13 protein-coding genes are annotated in these 18,514 nt (G+C 35.3%); 5 read left to right on the top strand and 8 right to left on the bottom strand.

Going from position 1 to position 18,514, the window contains the following annotated elements:
- Window positions 1-245: 245 nt before the first annotated feature.
- Window positions 246-2,507: a cytochrome-c oxidase, cbb3-type subunit I gene (ccoN, locus tag AC57AW_RS13170; RefSeq protein WP_496352242.1), complete on the bottom strand. Its 2,262-nt coding sequence runs from the start codon at window positions 2,505-2,507 to the stop codon at window positions 246-248.
- A 435-nt stretch (window positions 2,508-2,942) separates the two neighbouring features.
- Between ccoN and AC57AW_RS13165 the strand changes: the two genes are divergently transcribed.
- Together AC57AW_RS13165 and AC57AW_RS13160 are read left to right on the top strand one after the other, a co-directional pair.
- A complete protein-coding gene (locus AC57AW_RS13165) occupies window positions 2,943-3,827 on the top strand; it encodes an AraC family transcriptional regulator (RefSeq protein WP_496352241.1) in 885 nt (294 codons plus the stop codon).
- A 714-nt stretch (window positions 3,828-4,541) separates the two neighbouring features.
- The gene (locus tag AC57AW_RS13160) at window positions 4,542-5,135 is read left to right on the top strand and encodes a Crp/Fnr family transcriptional regulator (protein WP_496352240.1); all 594 of its coding nucleotides are present in this window, start codon (window positions 4,542-4,544) and stop codon (window positions 5,133-5,135) included.
- Window positions 5,136-5,251: 116 nt separating this feature from the next.
- Here the strand turns inward: AC57AW_RS13160 and AC57AW_RS13155 are convergent, their stop codons facing one another.
- From AC57AW_RS13155 to AC57AW_RS13140, 4 genes are all read right to left on the bottom strand, one after another.
- Window positions 5,252-6,163: a complement C1q domain-containing protein gene (locus tag AC57AW_RS13155; RefSeq protein WP_496352239.1), complete on the bottom strand. Its 912-nt coding sequence runs from the start codon at window positions 6,161-6,163 to the stop codon at window positions 5,252-5,254.
- A 7-nt stretch (window positions 6,164-6,170) separates the two neighbouring features.
- Window positions 6,171-7,025 carry a hypothetical protein gene (locus tag AC57AW_RS13150; protein WP_496352238.1) on the bottom strand — a complete coding sequence of 285 codons (855 nt, stop codon included), beginning with the start codon at window positions 7,023-7,025 and terminating at the stop codon, window positions 6,171-6,173.
- Window positions 7,026-7,035: 10 nt separating this feature from the next.
- Window positions 7,036-7,923 (bottom strand): hypothetical protein, encoded by an 888-nt coding sequence (locus tag AC57AW_RS13145; protein WP_496352237.1) that lies wholly within the window; start codon window positions 7,921-7,923, stop codon window positions 7,036-7,038.
- Window positions 7,924-8,332: 409 nt separating this feature from the next.
- On the bottom strand, window positions 8,333-8,770 hold the full coding sequence (locus AC57AW_RS13140; RefSeq protein ID WP_496352236.1) for a helix-turn-helix domain-containing protein: 438 nt from the start codon (window positions 8,768-8,770) through the stop codon (window positions 8,333-8,335).
- Window positions 8,771-9,378: 608 nt separating this feature from the next.
- Between AC57AW_RS13140 and AC57AW_RS13135 the strand changes: the two genes are divergently transcribed.
- From AC57AW_RS13135 to AC57AW_RS13125, 3 genes are all read left to right on the top strand, one after another.
- Complete coding sequence (locus tag AC57AW_RS13135; RefSeq protein ID WP_496352235.1) at window positions 9,379-11,001, top strand: AraC family transcriptional regulator; 1,623 nt, start codon at window positions 9,379-9,381, stop codon at window positions 10,999-11,001.
- 66 nt (window positions 11,002-11,067) lie between these two features.
- A complete protein-coding gene (locus AC57AW_RS13130) occupies window positions 11,068-11,856 on the top strand; it encodes a PhzF family phenazine biosynthesis protein (protein ID WP_496352234.1) in 789 nt (262 codons plus the stop codon).
- Window positions 11,857-12,061: 205 nt separating this feature from the next.
- Window positions 12,062-12,883 (top strand): alpha/beta fold hydrolase, encoded by an 822-nt coding sequence (locus tag AC57AW_RS13125; protein ID WP_496352233.1) that lies wholly within the window; start codon window positions 12,062-12,064, stop codon window positions 12,881-12,883.
- 83 nt (window positions 12,884-12,966) lie between these two features.
- Here the strand turns inward: AC57AW_RS13125 and AC57AW_RS13120 are convergent, their stop codons facing one another.
- From AC57AW_RS13120 to AC57AW_RS13110, 3 genes are read right to left on the bottom strand one after another with little or no spacing between them, the layout of a single operon-like run.
- A complete protein-coding gene (locus AC57AW_RS13120; RefSeq protein ID WP_496352232.1) occupies window positions 12,967-13,845 on the bottom strand; it encodes a glycerophosphodiester phosphodiesterase family protein in 879 nt (292 codons plus the stop codon).
- A gap of 16 nt (window positions 13,846-13,861) precedes the next feature.
- Window positions 13,862-15,265, bottom strand: coding sequence for a RagB/SusD family nutrient uptake outer membrane protein (locus AC57AW_RS13115; RefSeq protein ID WP_496352231.1), 1,404 nt, complete (start codon window positions 15,263-15,265; stop codon window positions 13,862-13,864).
- Between the two features lie 4 nt (window positions 15,266-15,269).
- Complete coding sequence (locus tag AC57AW_RS13110) at window positions 15,270-18,494, bottom strand: SusC/RagA family TonB-linked outer membrane protein (protein WP_496352230.1); 3,225 nt, start codon at window positions 18,492-18,494, stop codon at window positions 15,270-15,272.
- Between the last annotated feature and the right edge of the window lie 20 nt (window positions 18,495-18,514).

Genomic DNA, 18,514 nt, shown 5'->3' with positions numbered 1-18,514 from the left:
TCGATACATTAAATAAATAGAAGAAAAACAGGGTAGCACAATTTTAAATAATAAGCCTTAGCTTACTCATCTTCTAATGGTAAACGTGATACTTTTATATAATCATTTTTAGATTTACTAAATACAACGATAATTAATAAGCTAAAGAAAAAGATAAAAAATAGCAGTGTTATACTTTGATATAATTCTTTGTTTTCAATATTGAACAAAAAATCTTTAAAATTTTGTGGTATCATTTTATGTTGTTAATTGTTACTAACAGTTTTTATTTCTGTTGTTTTTATATCTGTACCTAACCTTTGAAGGTATGAAATAAGTGCTACAATTTCTTTCTTCTCCAATTCTCCTTTAGGTTTTTTAGAATATGCTTCTTTTAAGTCATTCGCTTCAGAAAAAATATCTTTTACAATTTCAGATGCCTGATGATCTGCCCATACTTCAGCAGAGTCAATTTCAGCTTTACTATATGGAACATCATACATTTTTTTCATAAAAACAATCTTATCTACCATTTGAGACCTATCAAGATCATTCGTAATAAGCCATGGATATCTCGGCATTATTGAACCTGCAGAGGTAGATCTGGGATTATACATATGTTTATAATGCCATGAACTTGGATTCTTACCGCCTTCTCGATGTAAATCCGGGCCGGTTCTCTTTGAGCCCCACAAGAAAGGTCTGTCATAAACAAATTCTCCAGCTTTAGAATACTCCCCATTTTTCCCATTAAATCTTACTATTTCGTCTCTAAAAGGTCTTATCATTTGGGAATGACAAGCATTACATCCTTCACGAATATAAATATCACGCCCCTCTAACTCAAGTGGTGAATAGGGTTTTACTGCTGAAATAGGTGGAACACTCTGTTTTAGAGATAATGTTGGAATAATTTCAACGGCACCTCCTATAGATATTACAATAAAGGATAAAACACTTAATAAATAAGGCATCCTTTCGATCCATAAATGTACTCCCTCACCGTCTTTTCGGCGATTGCTTATAACTGCCAGTGCAGGGGCTTCAGCATGTACAACTTTTTGAAATGATCCTTTTCTAACGGTTGCAATAACATTTATAATCATAAGAATAGCTCCAGAAATATAAAAAGTTCCTCCAATGAATCTCATTTTATAATATGGAATAATAGCCGTCACTGTATCCAGCCAGTTTTTCCACATTAATGTTCCATCAGGATTGAATTGTTTCCACATCAAGCCTTGGGTAAACCCAGAAATATACATGGGAACTGCGTAAAAGATTATCCCTAATGTTCCTAACCAAAAATGCCAGTTGGCCAGTTTAGCAGACCATATTTTTGTTCTCCACATAATAGGAACTAAGTAATAAATCATCCCAAAAGCCATAAATCCGTTCCATCCCAGTGCTCCTAAATGGACATGACCAATAACCCAGTCTGTAAAATGTCCAATTTTATTAATATTCTTGGTAGCTAATAAGGGACCTTCAAAAGTTACCATTCCATAGCAGGTTACTGCAACGACAAAGAACTTTAATATCGGATTTTCTCTTACCTTATCCCAGGCACCTCTTAGTGTCAAGAGTCCGTTTAGCATTCCGCCCCAAGACGGAGCAATAAGCATAATGGAAAAACCAGTTCCCACTGCTTGAGCCCATGCAGGTAAAGCTGTATACTGCAGGTGATGCGGACCCGCCCATAAATAGACAAATATCAATGACCAAAAATGGATAATTGAAAGTTTATAGGAAAAAACAGGTCTTTCAGCAGCTTTAGGAAGAAAATAATACATTAACCCCAAAATAGGAGTTGTTAAAACAAATGCAACAGCATTATGACCATACCACCATTGTACTAAAGCATCTTTCACACCGGAATACATAGAATAAGACTTCCACCCTGTAAAAGATAAAGGAATCTCCAGGTTATTCAAAATATGGAGCATTGCCAACCCAATCCAGGTTCCTATATAAAACCATATTGCCACATAAAGATGCCTAACCCTTCTCCTGGCAATTGTCATAAACATATTAACGCCAAAAATAACCCATGAAAAAGTAATTAAAATATCAATTGGCCATTCATGTTCTGCATATTCTTTAGAAGTATTTATACCCATAAAAAAGGTGATAAATGTAGCTACAATCATTATTTGCCACGTCCAGAAGTGAATCCAGGATAATGTTGCACTTGCCATTGGTGTCTTTAAAAGCCTCGGTAGAGAATAATAAACTCCGGTATAAATACTATTGCAGACAAAGGCAAAAATAACCGTATTAGTATGCAGCATCCTGATTCTTCCAAAACCAAAAGCTCCGTGTGTATCAATTAAAGACTGAATTCCTCCTGTCTTTAAACTTTGAATTGTTGTATCATCTGTTCCAAATAAGAACTCAGGAAGTTCAGGATAAAAAAGCATTAATGCTGCTGTTAAACCAAACGTAAATCCTATTATCCCAAATATTATCGTAGCATATAAAAAAGCCCGGACAATATTGTTATCATAACTAAACTTTTGTGACTCCATATCAACTATCTATTTTATTTTCCACTTTTCAACCTTATCATACCGCTTTAGTGCGCTATTTCTTAGCCTTAAAATAATTTTCAAATTTATAAAGTCCACTGAGTCTATCTATGGTAATAATTATGGAAAATATTGCTTTAATGAAAGAATTAATGAAGTTATTATTCTAATTATATAGGGTAAAGATTTAGACTTTAGAAAAGATGATTGTTAACCAACACATCGTAAAACGCTCATTGTTATGAGTAATTTGTACAGTATTTTGTACAATTAGTCCTATTATTTCATTTAAAGATTGGCTTACATTTGATAAAATAATTAATCCTAACCATTGTTATAAAAAGTTCATAATAATTCTACGGTCTAAAAGAATAAACAATAACCTTGAACATTTTACTTTTAAACTATTGATGAAATAAAAACATAGAAAATTAGATGGAAAAACCATATCCAACATTTGATATTTGCCATTTGATAACTCATAAATTATCAAACGATCTTTTCAATGCAGACAGATTTGAAGGATATTTAGCAAAGAATCCCCCCATAAAAAACATTCACAAACACAATTTTTATCATCTGGTCTATTTTACGTCTGGTACAGGAAATCATACTATTGATTTTACAAATTATCCTATTGAAGCAGGCAGTATTTATTTTATGTCTCCCGGACAAGTTCATCATTGGGATTTTGAAACTGATGTTCAGGGATATGTTATTAATTTTTCCGGGATTTTTTTTGATCAATTATTTCTAAGCTCTTCCATTCTTGATCAGTTTGCATTTTTCAATGTATTTTCTCGTTGTCAAATGTTAAAGATCAACGAAACTAACCGATCAAAGGTTATTGATATTTTTGAAAACATTCTTGGAGAATTGACTAACGATGATCAATATATACCATTGATGATCGCTTCAAAAATGCTGCAACTTTTTATCATTGTGAGTAGAGAATTACAAATGGAGATCCCTGTTCTAGGTACAACCCATCATAATTCTATAATATTAAAGCAGTTCTTTTCTCTTATTGAGGACAATTTTAAGGATCTTAGGCTTCCAAAAGATTACGCTGCATTACTCTACATAACTTCAAATCACTTAAATTTTTTATGTAAAGAACACCTCAATATATCATCTGGGGAAATAATAAGAAACAGAATATTACTTGAAGCTAAAAGAATGCTTGTGAATTACAATGTATCAGTCGCCAATATAGCACTGGAATTAAACTTTTTTGATACTTCTTATTTTATAAAATTTTTCAAAAAATATACAGGGCTTACTCCTGAAGCATTTAGAAAACAACATTATACAGCGTAGTTTTTAATTCTTAAAAAACAGCTTTAAAATGATGAGCACAAGGTTTCCCTTTCAAGTATTAATCGTCTGAAATGCAAAGCCAATAAAGAAAAAACATAGTGGATGCAGCAAACTGAAAGTCAAAAAAATCTGCAAAGAAGATAACCTTCACTCTTCTTACAAATGAGCAATCTATAATACTGTATATTTTTCGTAAAATGGAGCAACCCTTGTTCTTACAATAATTAAAGTAACTAAATCATTATCTATTAAACAGGATATAATAATGGTCCTGTACCATTTTTTAATTGTAAAGGTAATCCAGTTACCCTTTTCGATCCATTGGTACATTTTTTTCTTAAAATACCGCATAATATGATCCTTCCTCTTCCCTTGTAATGAAAATAAGTCTTTCATAATCTTTGATAATCTTTGATAATTTTTAGTCTAACAAGTTTTTATGTTATCCTTATTTCATGGATTAGTTTTATTATTCCAAAAATAGTGAAATACGAGTCACAACATTATGATTAAAATCATAATATTCATGTTAAAATATATTAAATCCTTTCTGGCAGGGAATTTCCAATTGTAAACAACAGTGAAGGATTCAGAAAAAAGAGTAAAAAATGTGGTACTTTTTTTTACAAAATTTGATAAATATGGTTTGTTTTTTGTTTTGCGTTTGATGATTTTTTTAAAATAATTCATTATTAACTTATAAAATTTAAAGACATGATAATAAGTGAAGATTTATTATTAGCCTACGGTGCAAATTATGAAAGCTTTGAAGCTCATCAAACGATTTTTCATGAAGGAAATTTGCCAAAGTTTTATTATCAGATTATTAATGGTATTGTTGAACTAAACAATTATCACGAAGACGGCAAAGAATTTATTCAAAACATTTTGTATGACGGGGAAAGTTTTGGAGAATCTTTTCTCTTTGATGAAAAGGCCTACCCTACCAATGCTGCAGCTAAAACTTCCTGTACTGTCCTCAAACTATCCAAAACGGATTTCTTCAGATTACTGAATCAAAATCCTGAAGTGTCTTCCAAAATGTTCAAATGCCTGGCTGAGCGATTATACTACAAGTATGTCATGTTATTTAATGTTTCCTCACCTGATCCCTTAAATAAGCTCAAAACGGTAATGGATTATCTTAAGGGTGATAATAACCATAACAAATATTCATTCCAGATTCCCCTTACCAGACAACAGTTAGCTAATTTAACAGGGCTGCGCGTGGAAACAGTGATCAGAACAATAAAAAAAATGCATAATGCACATTTAATAAAAGTTCAGAACAGGAAGATATTTTATTAAAAATCAGAAATTCAGTAGTATCACATAAAAAAATGAGAGGCTCCCTGAACAAAGGAGCCTCCCAGCATATATTAAGACATTTGTGTATTGTATATATAAATCATGAATCAACAGCATTATTGTTCTACGATCGTCAGTGAATTGTATGCTCCGCTTCCTGATATATCAAATTGGCTTATTGTACCGTCAAATGCCACTGTAATCCAGGTAAAAGGTCTCAACCGATCTCCTTTATTCAAATAAACACTTACAGTACATGCGGAACCTACAGGTACAACATTGGGACTGGCTCCTGTATCAGAAGCATATCCATTATTTGTTTTTACCCTTTGAGTAATTGTACCTCCCGGATTTCTGACCTCCCATATGGCTTCTGTCTGGTTATTTCCTCCGGTATTTACCTGGCTTGGCTGCAGCGCAAAAGTAAAGGTTGCAAAGTATACTCCAGTTCGGGGAGCAATAAACTCTCCTGTTGCAGGATCAAAATTATTTGTAGCCACTCCTGAATCTGAGTCAAGTTTTTCTACCCAATTGGTTAAATAAGACGATCTACGCTGTACAATACCGGATTTAGTCCCTATTTCTGAAGGGGTTGCACTTTCAAACACATAGGTATCCTGAGTCATTTTATTGGCCATTACTACAATACGGGGCTTACCTTTAGGAAAAAAACTTACCCAGTTGGTACCATCAGAAAATTCTAAATAGCCTTTTACTCCGATGGCTGGACTTGCAACATACCGCAAAGCCCCTGCCCCTGCCTGGCTGGCTGTTTTATCCGTATTGCCTATCGCTACGGAACCATTATTTCCACTGCGTAAATCTACAGCAACCTTAGGACTGGGAACCAGTACTCCCAACCTGCCCGTATTGTCTATAACCACCTTACCTGCATCAGTATTGATTTCAACTGGATTTGTCGGGTTACCTACTCCGAATCCTATTTGTGCATTAACATGAAGAGTTCCCAAAAGCAGAAGAATGAAAACGAAGGGTGTATTTTTTGTTTTATATAGCTGTATCATCATTGTATTTTTATAGCTCACTAATACTTAAATTATTTAATTTTCCATCATTCAGGGTATTTCTTGCAGCCCCTAAATTATGTTTAACACTGAATTTAATCGTGTTCCCAGTCTTCAGGTTGAAAATGGCATTACAGTTTCCGCTTATAAAATTGCTTACTGCCCCTGCCTGAAATGCAGGATAAGAGTTTACTGTTTTAAATACGGGAATGTTTTCAGCATTTTGGTTACTTTCTATTGCCGTTTCTATAAAGGTATTTTTAGGAATATTACCATTGGCTAACGTAATATTAAATGACACCAGATAAAATCCGTCACGGGGAGCAGTAAACGTCCCGTTAGAAGGATCAAAATCACCATTCGGAACCGCTGTACCCAAATCAACAGTCTCATTCCATCCTGATATTGAAGTGGTTGTATTGTTTCCGATGCTTTGCGCTGATGTTTTATTGGCATTAACAAGTGCTTTGGTTGGAGCTTTAAGAGGAAGCGCAATCCATTGTTCTCCATCAGAGTATTCTAAAAATCCACCTGTATTGTAGCGTATAGCACCGGCACCCGCTTCTATTGCGACTTGTGTGCCTGTTCCTAATCCGATAATTCCTTTATTATCTGCAGAACGAAGATCAAGCTTGGTAACCGGATTCAGCAGACCAATTCCCATATTGCCTGTTGTGCTTACAACAATATCATTAGATAATTTCAAAGCATCTGGTGTATCACCATTGTCTTTGGCTGCATCTATGTGTAAAGTCTGTGCAGGGTTATGAGTAAAAATACCTACCTGCGCAAAAATGTTACCCGAGGAAAAACATAAAATATAGGCAAGCAGTATGTATGGTATATTCCTATTCTTTTTCATCATATTCATTTTTTTAATGTTCGATAATTGTTAAATTATTAAACCCATCATCCGGATTAGTGGGATCTGTAGAATTGCTTGTGACCCTGAGTGTAACGGCTCCGCTCGAAATGAGATTATGCCAAAGCCTCGTCACTACTTTTGTACCGGCACTCAACGTAAGGGTAACTGTACTTGATCCCCCGGCTTGGGTAGACCGGGTTGCATTAGCATCATCTGAAGTACCTGTCATAGATTGCCCGAAGGTTTTATACACACTTGCCAGCACAGTGTTTGTTGTTGTATTGTAAAATTGTGATTCAACTCTGGAACCGTCATTTATAACCACTCCATTAAAATTAAAGGTTAATAGAAAAGTATATGTACCATCACGGGGAGCTGTAAAAATGCCTAAAGCAGCATCAAAACTATTGCTCATATCACGTACTACATTCCAGTTACCAATATTGGTCGCCGAGCCCTGTGTTATAGACTGGCTTGTAATTTTGCGTGCCACTACCACTGATTTCTGGGGAGCAACATAAGCCTTGCCCCATACTGAACCATCTGACACTTCAATCTTGGCTCCTGCGGGTGCATTGATGACATCATAGCGTACGGCTCCTGCTCCGGCCGAAGCAGCACTCATTGTAGTGGTATTTAATCCCAGAGCATTTTCCAAGCCTGCAGATCTCATATCAAGCTTTACTTTAGGTTCAAGAACTCCCAATCCTAAAAAACCGGTAGTCTTGTTGATGATAACATCATTTGCAGCCTGAGCTGCAGTTGGTATTCCGGTAGCAGCATTATCCCTGGCACCATCTACATGTAAAATGCCTTGAGGATTTGAGGTTCCTATTCCTGTTTGGGCATATACCGGAGAAAAAAGGCCATGTACTCCGCCCAGTAGTACTATTATCATTTTTTTATTCATCTGTTTTATATTTTTTAAGTGAACTATTGGAGTATCATCATAGCAGATCTGTCAAAAGGGTAAGAAATATTAGATAGGAAAAAGAGTTTTCCATTTAGTAACAGTATTCCTGCTTAGTTTAAAATGCCCGGCAAGTTGAGAATTGTTCAGCCGGTTCTTTTTCTGATATTCTAATATTTGATAAATCGCTGATTCATTATAAGAGCGGTGTGTCTGGTTAAAAACACTATTCTCTTTGGAAGAATTTCTGAAAAGAAGCTCATTGAGGTCTATAATATCAAGTATTGATAAATGGGACTTATCTAATAAATGGCTGCATATTTCTTTTTTTTCAGGGAATTTTATATTGATTATATCGGTAAAAATTTTTTTATAATCAGGCGTGTTTTTCATTTAATTAATCTTTCTTTTTTGATTGTGCATATTTGTTCACCCATTTGTACAAAGTAGATCTCGGAATTCTGTACTCTTTTACGATTTGCATTTGTGTTTTATTTCCATTTCCAATTTGTTCCAAAATAAAGTCTACCATCTCTTTTGTATAGATGTTTTTCCGGTATTGAGGAAGAGCGGTTTTTTTTTCAGGATCATTTGAAATGGTTTGAGGAGCATAAAGGATCAGATACTGAGAATAAAGTCTGAAAAAATCATATTCCAGCAGTGTACTTAGTTTCAGGATGATTTCAGAATCCAAAGACTTTTCAGAGAAAATTGAGGTTAATTCTTCTTCTGTACATTTTAGAAATTTACATATCCGGAGTACATTGATATTCCGTTCTTCAATACGCAGTTTTATCAGAGATCCTATATGAATGTTTTTAAGATCCAGCATCATTGGCGTAAAGCTTTTACAGTTATTTTTTTCATCATTCAGTTTTTTTTGTTTAGAGTTTTGTGTTTATATCAAAGACTATTTTATTCTACAAACATTAGATTTAACTAGTGTAATTTTTCAAATCCTTGTCGCAGCGTAAAGCATTCTTCAATCGCAAATGTAGATGATTGGGATATAGTAAATGAGAGTATATAGTAAGAAATTCGGTTTATATTACTGAAAACTGATGCCCTAAAATCTTCATATTACAGCATATTTGGTGGTCTTTGACTTTTGTGTTTGAGAATATTTTTGACCAGTAAATACATTCTTTTTTATCTATAATTCTGCTACTCACTTTTCCTCTATTATGAATAATTTTAATGTCAAAAATCTATTGAATGAAAAATATCACATTCCCAGAACAGGCAAAATACAAGGTTAAAATCACATAATTGGATAAGAAGGGAATACAATGTATGAAAACACTTATTAATACGGATGAAATTAATAATCAAATATTTATCTACAAAAACAGCATTATAATTTCCGAAATAATTACATTTAAATGACAGATAAATACTTAAAATAGCGCTAAAATTGCAAACAGAAAAAACAACTTAATTAGGATGAAAAACAACATTATTCTTTTGTTCACTTGTATCATTTTCGGTTTTTATCACGCACAAATAAATAACCAAACTATTACAAAGCAAAGTATAGAAAAGAAATTAGCATCAGCTAAAAATACATCTCTTGATCCCAAAAAAAAGATTCAGCTTTATTTACAAATATTCAAGGATGCTAAAGACATTAATGACAGAGAATCTATCCTTACAAGTGGGAAGAACCTGATGATGCTCTATCATAATATTGGTGAAAATGAAAAATCTATTGAATACTCGTATGAAGTAGAAAAGGCGGCCAAAGAAGCTGATGATAACGAATCTATTGCCATGGCATATATTGAGAGAGGGACTGCCCTTTCGGCACTTGGCCTTTTTGATGAAAATTATAAAGAACTTCATAAGGCAGAATATTATGTCAATAAACTTACTGATGAGAACAAAAAACACTTTAACAGAGCTCATATTTACCAGGGGTTAACAGCTGGTTATTATATTCCCAAAAAAGCCCATCAGGATACTATTTTACTGTATTTCAAAAAAAGCCTTCAGGAAGCAGAAAGGATAAGTGATGTTGAGAACAACCGGCAGACAGACGAAAAGTATGACATGATCTCCTATCTTTATATGAATATCGGGATGCATTATGCCATGATTTCAAAGCCCAAACGGCTGGATATTGCTGAAGAATATCTTCAGAAATCATTAAACATCCTGAATCAAAGGAAATTTACCCACATGAAAGTTGATAAAATTCCCATCTTAAATTATTTGGGACATTTCTATTCGGAACAGGGTAAAAATACAGAAGCTATTGAGTATGCACAGGAAGTTTTACAATTAGAAAAGAAAACACATTCTCCTGCCAGCAGAGTGGCTGCATATGCTACTTTGACTAATTCTTTTGAAAGTCTTAAAAATAAAGATTCTACCATCAAATATATGGCTCTTTATTCAAACCTTAGCGATAGTTTAGCTCATTCTAATAAGCTGTCTGCCGATAAAACTATAAAAAAAATCAGTCTGCAACAAGATAAAGTCCATCAGGATAATATCTTACATTTCGCTGCTATTTTTTTCATCATTGCCCTGATTCTTATTGCAGGAGGATGGTGGTACTGGAAACGAAATCAGAATAAGCTTCATCAACGATATGAAACAATTATTGAAAACCTAAAAAAACAAGTTCAAATTTCTGAAAATCAACCTACTGAAATAAAAACAGAGAATAAAGGAACCGAAAATAATCTGATTATCTCGGAAGAAACTACAGCCTTATTACTAAGTAAGCTTTCAAAATTTGAAAAATCTGAAAAGTTTCTGAAAAAAGATATGACACTAACCTCTCTATCCAATTCACTTACTACCAACCCAAGGTATCTTTCAGAGATTATCAAACAATATAAAAACAAAAGCTTCAATAATTATATCAATGGGCTTCGGATTCAATTCATTACAAACAAGCTTTATGACACTCCTATTTTCAGAGAATATAAAATAAGCTATCTGGCCGAGGCTTGCGGTTTCTCTTCAAGAGAAGTTTTTGCAGTAATATTTAAAAAAGAAACAGGTGTAAGCCCTTCATATTTTATCAACCAATTGAAAAAAGAAAAAGCAGCAGAATGATTCTATCCATCAACAACTGTCTGAAAAATAGAGTATCTTCGTTAGAGACAGAAATTTTTATCAATCATGAAGTTAGAATTATATCAAATAGATGCATTTACTGAGAAAATTTTCCATGGAAATCCAGCCTGTGTCGTTCCCCTAAAAAACTGGTTACCTGATGAGGTCCTTTTAAAAATATCCCGCGAAAATGCCGTAGCTGAAACAGCTTTCTTTATTGATAACGGCAGTACAATTCATCTAAGATGGTTTACGCCTGAAATAGAAATGGACTTATGCGGACACGCTACCCTTGCCACAGCGCACTGCCTGATTTCAATCTTAAACTATCAGAGCAATAGAATTGTTTTTGAAACTAAAAGCGGTGAATTAACGGTTGAAGTTAAAGAGGACATTTATTATATGAATTTTCCTTCCAGAATGCCTGAAGCTGCAACTCTTCCGGAAAGCCTGTCCCGATCGCTCAATATTCAGCCTAAGGAAGTTTTCAAATCAAGAGATTATATTCTTGTATATGATTCTGAGGATGATATCAAAAATATCAACATTGAAAGATCCGTTTTTGACCTTATCAATCTGGATCCTGGCGGTCTTATTGTAACGGCAGCAGGTACTGACAGTGATTTTGTTTCAAGATATTTTACTCCCCAGTCATCTATTCTCGAAGATCCTGTAACCGGCTCTGCACACTGCTCGCTTATACCGTTCTGGTCTTCAAGATTAGGAAAAGACACACTTTTTGCCCGTCAACTTTCTGAGAGAGGCGGACAGCTCTATTGCGAAAACAAAAAAGAAAGAGTGATTGTAGCAGGTAAAGCCAAAACGTATTCTATGGGACATCTGTGGATAGAATAAATAATGCGGACATTATAAAAAATCATGTGACAAAAGCTTTGGGAAAAAGCAGATCAGATCATCCCAATAAAAATTTTTTATTAAATATGAACGAAATTAATCTAGTTTAATTTCAGTGAACGATAACTGTCCTACATTTGCTAAAGAATTAAGACAACAAAAAATTATTAAATAAAATAATCATTCACATTAAAAATTTAAAACTATGAGCACATTTACATTAAAAGACGGAACTGAGATTTTTTACAAAGACCAAGGACAAGGACCAGTATTAATGTTTCACCACGGATGGCCATTATCATCTGACGATTGGGATGCACAGGTTATCTTTTTCTTACAGAGAGGTTTCAGAGTAGTTTCCCATGACAGAAGAGGCCACGGCCGCTCAAGCCAGAATATTTACAACCACACTATTGAACAATATGCATCTGATGCTGCGGAACTTGTAGAATTTCTTGATTTAAAAGATGTTGTTCATATAGGACACTCTACAGGTGGTGGTGAAGTAATCCGCTATGTTAATAAATATTCTAACGGAAGAGCTAAAAAAGCTGTATTAATCAGCGCTGTTCCACCGGTAATGGTAAAAAGTGAAAGCAATCCTGACGGGGTTCCAATGGAAGTTTTTGATGGTATCAGAGAGCAGACTTTGAACAACAGAAACCAGTTTTATTTTGATTTGACTTTCCCTTTCTATGGATACAACAGAGAAGGAGCTAACATCAAAGACGGAATTCAGAGAAACTGGTGGAGACAGGGAATGATGGGTGGAATTGTAGCTCATTATGACGGAATCAAAGCATTTTCTGAAACCGATTTCACAGAAGATTTGAAAGCCGTTGAAATTCCAGTTTTGGTTTTACATGGAGAAGATGACCAGATTGTTCCTATCGAAAATTCTGCTATAAAATCAGCAAAATTATTAAAGAACGGTAAACTGATTACTTACCCAGGTTTTCCTCACGGAATGCCGACTACAGAACATGAAACTATTAATAAAGATCTTTTGGAATTTATCCAGTCTTAATAACAGAATATACTCATTATGAAGAAAGGTGGACTATTGCAGTCCACCTTTTGTTTTTGATCATATTATAAAAACTAAATTGCTCAATAATAAAGCTTTTTACGTTTTAGATAATTGATAAGCTCTTTCGGTCGGTCGGTCTGAATAATGTTGACTCCTTTATTAATGTACCAATCATATACCTCTGGATTATCCAGAACCAGATCATCATTATTTCCGGCATTATGATGCGGCCACAATGAATTGACCCATATTTTGACCTTTTTTTCTCTTAAAGATTTAAAATCAATCAGATTTTTCTCGGTTATTCCTACTGTAAATTCAAAACCGTAGATTTTATAGTTTTTGATATAATCTGATATTTTTGTAAGATCATCGCTTTTACCTAACTGGATAATCGGCATATAATGAATATCATTTTTTATATCGCCGTATTTCCGATTAAACTCCATGTAAGATTCATGACCTTTAAACAAAATCTGATCAAGCATATTTCTTTTTTTCACCAAAGGATATACCTGTTTGATGTAATCAAAACCTTTATCCAGATTCAGAAGAATTTTTCCGTCTGAGATTTCCAGAATTTCCTGTAACGTGGGAACTTTCATTTGTGTTTCCACCCCAAGTCCGTCTCTCAGATGCAGTTTTTTAATTTCGTCCAGTGTAAAATCAGACGGTTTTCCTTTTCCTGTTGTCGTTCTGTCTATGGTATTATCATGCATCAGGATTAAAATACTGTCTTTGGTCATGGCAAGATCTATTTCAGCCATATCCACTCCTTTTTCAATGGCCTTTTTTACTGCCCACACTGAGTTTTCCGGCGCTTCTCTCCAATCGCCTCGGTGGGCAACCACCATTACTTTATCATCAGGAAAATCAGAAAGTGAAATTTTCTTTTGTTGCGCAATGAACAGTGAAGAAAAACTCAGAAGAAATATTTGTAATAATTTATTGTTTAGCATAATTTTAAATGTTTAATTAATATCCGGGATTTTGTTTAATAGCTGGATCTGTATTGATCTGTCCCTGCGGAACAGGCATAAGAAGATGATAGGATTTAATCTGTGCAGTACTGTAACCCTGGTTATTAGCAAAATGAGCAGTCATCACCGGGATTGCTTTTCCTGTTCTCAAAAGGTCAAACCAACGGTGCCCTTCTCCTACAAATTCAAGCCTTCTTTCGCGGTCAATTTCATTCAGTAAAGCATCTTTTGTTGAAAGGTTTACGGCAGTAATTCCTGCTCTGGTTTTAATTTTATTCAGATATAGATTCGCATTGGAAATGTCATTCTGTTCCGCAAAACACTCTGCCATCATCAGGAAAACATCGGCTAATCTCAGCACCACAAAATTGCTTCCTCCATCGGCAATGGTATTGGATGTTTTTACCAATTTCTTACTGAAAGGAATTCCGTTTGAAGTGAGCCCAATGTATGCAGAACGTCTGGTATCCCCGGCTGAATAAAGATTGTAAACTTCTTTGGTCGGAAGATTGTGACCTTTAGCTCCTGAAACCGATCCGGAAGGACTGAACATCTGAAATGCCGTACTTCCCTCCGAATTTCCGTTCAATCCCGAAGTAAACTGTACATCGAAAATAATTTCAGCATTATTTTCATTGGTGACATCAAAAATTTTATTGATATCAGGCAAAAGCTGGTAACCTAAAGATTCAATCTGATTTAAATAAGTCAGTGATTCACCAAATTTCTTCTGTGTTAAAAGCACTTTTCCCATAATTCCCAACGCAGCTCCTTTAGTCACTCTCCCCTTTTGTGAGGTTGTTGTTGGCAAAAGATCAATAGCTTCTTTCAAATCCTTTTCTATAGCAGAATACACTTCAGCAACAGGAGTTCTTGGCTGCCCGAAATAATCGTTAACATTCGTGGTTTCTTTTAAAACCAATGGAACATCACCATAAATTCTTACGAGGTTAAAATACATCAACGCACGAAGAAATTTCATTTCCCCTATTCTTGTATTCTTCAGAGCATCCGTCATATCAGGAATTTTCCCAATTCTTGTCAGAATAATATTTGCCTGCTGAATACCGATATAATGGTCCTTCCAAGCACTTGCAATAAGACTGTTATTGGGCTGAATTGTGAAAAAATCCATTTCACCATACGTAAAAGAATCATTGGCAGGAACCTCATCATAGGTATTGTCTGAAGGTAATTCTCCCAAAGCCGGCATTGCCAGCTGATATTGTCCCGTATACTGAAGAGCGCTGTACACTGAAATGATACCCTGCTCAATTTCAGAGGAATTGGTATAAAATTGTGAGGATACTTTCTGCGCCTCAGGATTAACGTTCAAAAGATCAGACGAGCACGAACACATCACCGAAAGGCTGAATATTGTAATGAATATTTTTTTCATGATTTTAGAATTTAAGGTTAAAGCCCATAGAATAAATTTTAGCGACCGGATAATAAGCCTGATCAAATCCCTGCGTAAGAACATTGTCTGAAGTAGCATCGATGTTCATTCCCTTGTATTTTGACAGGGTAAAAAGATTGTTTCCTACCAGATAGATCTGTGCGTTTTCTATCCCGATATTTTCAAGCATAGATTTAGGGAAATTAAAAGCCAGACGAAGCGATCTTAATCTCACATAATCTGCATTTTTAAAGTATAGATTAGAAGTTCTGGCTTCTTTTCTGTTGTTGGAGAAGTTCATATTTGGCATCCCGAAAAATCCATTGGGATTGGTTGCGGCGTTATAACGATTGTCAAAATAATACTGTGAAGCCATTCCGAAGCCTTCTCCTGATTCTAAAGTTGTCACTGCATCCGCATTATAGATTTTCTTCCCAATTTCACTGTATAATGAAAAGCTCAACTCAAAAAGTCCGTATCTGAAATTATTATTGAAACCAAGAATATATTTCGGAACACCGCTTCCAAAGCTTCTTTTATCGTTGACATCAATTTTTCCGTCACCATTCAGATCTTCCATAATATAATCTCCAACCATCGTTCCGGTAATGTGCGGTGAATTGTTGATCTCTTCCTGAGTTTTATAGATTCCAAGGATATTATAGCCATACATTTCACCAATTGAACCCCCTACTTTGGTTACAGAGAAGTTATTTTCTCCCGTGATAATCTGGTTCTGGCCGTTTGCCAATGCCAACACTTCATTTTTATTGGTTGAAAAATTAAAACTTCCGGAATACGTAAAATCTTTAGCGATGGTAAACGTTTTTGAGGCAATCTGTAATTCAAAACCGGAATTCTTGATCTTACCGATATTCTGAAGTGAGGTACTGAAACCGGATTGCTGCGGAACAGGAACATCCAATAACAAACCATCTCTGTTCAGGATATAATAATCTGCGGAAATGTTCAGGATATTTTTAAACAAAGAAAAATCGATCCCGAAATTGTTTGATCTTGACTTTTCCCAGGAAATATTCGGATTGGGCGCTGTTGCCGTTGTGTATCCCGGTACTAAAGCTCCCCCAAAGTTATAATTATCAGGATTCATCAATGAAAGTGCCCCGAAATTAGGAATCTGATTATTTCCATTGCTTCCCAGACTGTATCTAAGTTTCAAATCCGTCACGAAATTATTTTCAGGAAAGAAATTTTCATTACTGACGGTCCAGCCTGCAGAAAATGCATAGAAATTCCCCCATTTAGAGTTTTTCCCAAAACGGGAAGAACCGTCTCTACGATAGGAAGCCATCAGGTTATACTTATTGTCGAATGTGTAGTTGACTCTGGTAAAATAAGACATCAGCCGCCATTTGTATTGCGTTAATGTATTTTTAAATGATGTTCCTCCTGCTATATTCCGGATGCTGTTATCAGGAAATGCGGTGGCTTCAGTTAAAAGCTGTGTATTATCTTCCTGCTGGAAAGACTGTCCGGCAATGGCATCCACTCGGTGAGCACCCCATTTTTGATCAAATGAAAGTAAATTTTCTATTAAATAATTTTTGCGGATATATTCTGTTCTGTTGGCAAAAGTCACATCCGGAGCTGCTGCTCTGTACGCTCCTACCGTAGAAGGATCGAAGAAATTGTATTCGTAATTTGAATAATCTCCACCTACCGACAATCTGTATTTCAGGCCCTTTAACAATTCAAGCTCAGTAAAAATATTTCCGAATGTTTTAAATAAAGTATATTTTCTGTTGGTCATTTCCTGAACAGCCACGGGATTTTCTACCAAAGCTCCGTCCGTTGCTGTATTTCCCAGGATCTGTTGAGAAATGGCAAGACTTCCGTCATCATTGTAAGGTTTAAAGAATGGATACATTGCAGTAGCCATCTGCAAAGGATTATAACTTCTTGAATTTTCTGAGGCATTGATCGTACCCGTTGCATAAGACGGCGTCATTGTTACCCCTATTTTCCATTTATCTGTAAGCTCAGTTGAAAGGTTAATACTGGTAGAAAACTTTTCGTAATCGGTCCCGATAACGAGCCCTTTTTGTTTAAAATAACTCATGGTAAAAGCATATTTGCTCTTATCGCTTCCTCCGGTAATATTCAGTGAAGTCTGGCTGATGGGTGCTGGTTTCATGACCGTATTCAACCAGTCGGTATCGGTTAATCCCGGCTCCTTTGCAAGGTAAGGTGCTAAATAATCGGGAATTAATTCTCTTAAAGAAGCTCCCTTGCTTATTCTTGTCGCATTATTATCGGAAATGCTTCTGTTGCTGCCTTTAGAAAGATAATTATTGTCTCGGGCTTCCTTTAGAAAAGTGGCCATGTCATAAGCATTGACCAGTTTTACATTATCGCTTCTCATCTGCATTCCGTAGTAGGAATCGAAAGAAACGGCCATCCTGCCTTTTTTCCCTTGCTTTGTTTCAATGATGATTACACCGTTTGCTCCTCTGGAACCATAGATTGCAGCTGAAGCGGCATCTTTTAAGATATCAATTTTGGCAATGGAATTAGGATCAATCGCATTCAGATTAGAACCTTCAGTTAACGGAAGTCCATCTACAACGATCAAAGGATTGGACCCTGCCGTCAACGTTCCAATACCTCTCACTCGTATTGAGGGTGAACTTCCCGGACTTGCATTCGCCTGAGTAATCTGAACTCCGGTTGCTTTTCCTGCAATAATATCCCCAAAATTACTGGAAGCCACTCCTTTCATCTGCTTCTCGTCAATAGAAGAAATAGAACCCGAATTGTTTTTCTTACTCTGCTTGCCATAGCCCACCAAAACAACCTCATCAATATTTTTTTCTCTTGATTTTACCGTGTCATTAATTGGATTTATATACTCTGCAGATTGTTGAGCATTGATTCTCTGAATTTTTGCCATCGCTCTTGCATTGAGACGAACGGTTACTGTTTTTTGATCTACATTAAAATCGAGACCGACATTTTTTTTCAGATAGTCTAAAGAGGCTGATAAAGACTGATAGTTAACCTGAGATTCATCCACCTGAATATCTTTCAGGTCTGAAACCGAATAAAAGAATTTTACGCCATGCTCTTTTGAAAGTTTTTCAAAGATTTTAATCAAAGGCGTTTTCCGCTGAATAACGGACTGTTGAAAACATTTGTTAGCCTCTGCGTAGGTAAACTGTGGCGCACACAAAAGACCCAACAACATCATGCTAATTGTTGTTTTTTTCATAGCTTTGCTGAAATTAGTTG

Source organism: Chryseobacterium sp. BGA-UO-ETr-SB22, assembly GCF_059567885.1.
The sequence above is the reverse complement of the archived record's forward strand: the minus strand, read 5'-3'. Positions and strand labels throughout refer to the sequence as shown.

Excerpts from the sequence above, each read along its gene's own strand:
- ccoN (WP_496352242.1), bottom strand. The coding sequence starts at position 2,507 with ATGGAGTCACAAAAGTTTAGTTATGATAACAATATTGTCCGGGCTTTT.
- AC57AW_RS13115 (WP_496352231.1), bottom strand. The coding sequence starts at position 15,265 with ATGAAAAAAATATTCATTACAATATTCAGCCTTTCGGTGATGTGTTCG.
- AC57AW_RS13145 (WP_496352237.1), bottom strand. The coding sequence starts at position 7,923 with ATGATAATAGTACTACTGGGCGGAGTACATGGCCTTTTTTCTCCGGTA.
- AC57AW_RS13155 (WP_496352239.1), bottom strand. The coding sequence starts at position 6,163 with ATGATGATACAGCTATATAAAACAAAAAATACACCCTTCGTTTTCATT.
- AC57AW_RS13150 (WP_496352238.1), bottom strand. The coding sequence starts at position 7,025 with ATGATGAAAAAGAATAGGAATATACCATACATACTGCTTGCCTATATT.
- AC57AW_RS13140 (WP_496352236.1), bottom strand. The coding sequence starts at position 8,770 with ATGATGCTGGATCTTAAAAACATTCATATAGGATCTCTGATAAAACTG.
- AC57AW_RS13110 (WP_496352230.1), bottom strand. The coding sequence starts at position 18,494 with ATGAAAAAAACAACAATTAGCATGATGTTGTTGGGTCTTTTGTGTGCG.
- AC57AW_RS13120 (WP_496352232.1), bottom strand. The coding sequence starts at position 13,845 with ATGCTAAACAATAAATTATTACAAATATTTCTTCTGAGTTTTTCTTCA.
- AC57AW_RS13125 (WP_496352233.1), top strand. The coding sequence starts at position 12,062 with ATGAGCACATTTACATTAAAAGACGGAACTGAGATTTTTTACAAAGAC.
- AC57AW_RS13165 (WP_496352241.1), top strand. The coding sequence starts at position 2,943 with ATGGAAAAACCATATCCAACATTTGATATTTGCCATTTGATAACTCAT.
- AC57AW_RS13135 (WP_496352235.1), top strand. The coding sequence starts at position 9,379 with ATGAAAAACAACATTATTCTTTTGTTCACTTGTATCATTTTCGGTTTT.
- AC57AW_RS13160 (WP_496352240.1), top strand. The coding sequence starts at position 4,542 with ATGATAATAAGTGAAGATTTATTATTAGCCTACGGTGCAAATTATGAA.
- AC57AW_RS13130 (WP_496352234.1), top strand. The coding sequence starts at position 11,068 with ATGAAGTTAGAATTATATCAAATAGATGCATTTACTGAGAAAATTTTC.